This window comes from Streptomyces sp. NPDC001027 (assembly GCF_040299045.1).
In the GTDB taxonomy this organism is placed as follows: domain Bacteria; phylum Actinomycetota; class Actinomycetes; order Streptomycetales; family Streptomycetaceae; genus Streptomyces.
The window spans coordinates 1-2,136 of the sequence record NZ_JBEPBI010000521.1; the positions used below are offsets into that span (position 1 = coordinate 1).

The following is a 2,136-nucleotide window of genomic DNA, read 5'->3' on the forward strand; positions in this document are numbered from 1 at the left end:
CCGCGCCTCTGGCTCCGGCCCCGCCCTTGGCCGGCGCCCTCTTCGGGGTCTTCTTGGCGGCCGTCTTCTTCTTCGGCTCCATCTCGTGCACGTCGGCGTCCGTCTCAGCGGTTTCGCCGCGGGATGTCTGGACCAGGTGGGTGTGGATCTTCCGACGGCGGCGCTCGGCAGGTTCTTCGGGGCAGTCTCGGTCGGCTACGCCGCGACGGGTGAAGAGGAGGCGTCCGAGGACGTCGACGGCGCCTGGAGCCGCTTCCGGACCCAGAGCTCGGCGAACCAGGGTGTCGAGGCCGCCGCCACGGCGAGCAGCCAGCCCGCCCAGGTGGGTGCGTGGAAGAACGCGCCGGGCAGGAGGAGGCACACGCCTGCGGTCAGGAGCGCCGCCACCACTCCGTGGACGTCCATGCGGAATCTGCGCGCCGTGTGAACGATCTCCCGGGTCGTCCCGAAGAAGAAGAACGGGCAGACCGCCACGAACAGGGTCAACGACCAGATCCCACCGAGGATAGGGACGCTCATGCCACTGGTGTACATGTCGCTGTGGTCGGGACGCACGCCGAGCCCGGGGCGACCGGGGGCGTACAGCAGGGCCACCGCGCCACCTGTCGCCGGCCATCCGGTCACCGTCGCACCATGGACGGTGACGCTGCGCGGGCCGTCGTCGAACTGGACGGTCACGGTGACATCGACGGCGTACTGCGGCACGCCGTCGACAGTGACCGCGGTCTCCCGGGGCGCGTTGAGCACCTTGTCGATAGGGACGTGATGCGTGCCTCCGCCGGCCGAGTAGATCCGTGACACCCTGCGGCCCTCCTCGCCGTCGGGCCCGACCGCCTGCGCCAGCGCCGCGGTGCTCGCCAGCGGAACGGCCAGGGCGAGGACGAGGGTCAGGCCCGCGGACGGGTGGCGTCGTCGCTGTTCTGCCGTGTCGAGAACGACTCTGTCCGTACGCGGTGCACAGACCGATGCCAGGACCCACAGCAGCACGCATGTCAGAGCGCAGCCGACCAGCTTGAGCCGGAGGTCCCGTATGTGCGGGTCCGGCGCCAGCGCCAGGGGCAGGGCGCCCGCGATCAGGGCGGCGTAGACGGCCGCCATGGCCAGCAGGCCGGTCAGCCGGGTCCACACGGTCGGACGCCGCGTCGGCGGCGGGCGGCACATGTCCATGTCCCCCCAAGGGCCTTCGGATTATTGGCCGTTCAGGGGCAGCCGGCCTCGGATGTGACACCTAATCAGACGATGTGACCGGTAGTCCACAGGGCTGCGACAGATGAATTCAACGGCCCTCGATGCCGGGGCCCCTGCCGGGTGGCCGTGTCGCGCTGCGCTCCGCGAGGGAGGCGGCCCGGAAGAACGGCAGCGGCCAGAGAGCGAAGAAGACGCAGCCGGTCCGTACGGTGCGGCATGACGGTCGCGAGCCCGATGGGGCTCGGTGCCGCGATCGGCGCGCTGGTCACCGAGCGGGCCTGGGAGCTCCCGGCCGCCGGCGCCACGCTGCGCCAGCGCTGAGAGACAATCGCCCCCCGAGCTCGCGAGGGCACGTCGCGGCGGCCGGATACGACGCCGACCCCGTCCAGCTCACCGTGTGCCAAGCACCTCCAAGGCACTGACCAGTGCGGACACCCGCGTCAAGACGGTGGTGGTCGGGTCGAGGCGATGATGTTCGTCGTCACTCGTCGTCGGCGGCGTCCCTGTCCCGGAGAGGGCGCAAGTCCGCCGGGAAGAGACGCCTCCACGGCCCGGTCTCCACCGGCACGGCCGGGTCGCTCCGGCCCCGGACGAGGAGGCGCAGTGGGCGTATGTCACTTGACTCAACCGGCTCTGCGACGTTCAGCAGGTCACCGCATCGGAACGGGCATCCGGCTCCGTTCGGCGCACGCCTTCGACTGGGCCCGTACGGAAAACAGCGCGCAGAGCGCCCTGAACGCAGAGGAGACTGGTTCGTGCAGCAGGCCGCCGACCCCCTACGCCCTGCGCCCGCCTGACGAAGCAGATCATCCGCAGGAGCGGCGGGACTCTCGGGGACGGAGTCGGCGAGCACGGCACGACGATCCGGAACCTGGTGGAGGAGCTGGCGCAGGACACGCCGACCAGGGCCGAGCGCGCCGAGCTGGCCCGTGCGGAGCTCGCCTCCGC

1 protein-coding gene is annotated in these 2,136 nt (G+C 71.2%); it reads right to left on the reverse strand.

Features of this window, described 5'->3' with window-relative positions:
* Positions 1-195 precede the first annotated feature (195 nt).
* Positions 196-1,167, reverse strand: a complete 972-nt coding sequence (locus ABT300_RS43465; RefSeq protein WP_351688555.1) for a hypothetical protein — start codon at positions 1,165-1,167, stop codon at positions 196-198.
* Between the last annotated feature and the right edge of the window lie 969 nt (positions 1,168-2,136).

Bases quoted from the DNA above. Each gene is read 5' to 3' on its own strand.
- ABT300_RS43465 (WP_351688555.1), bottom strand. From the start codon at position 1,167: ATGGACATGTGCCGCCCGCCGCCGACGCGGCGTCCGACCGTGTGGACC.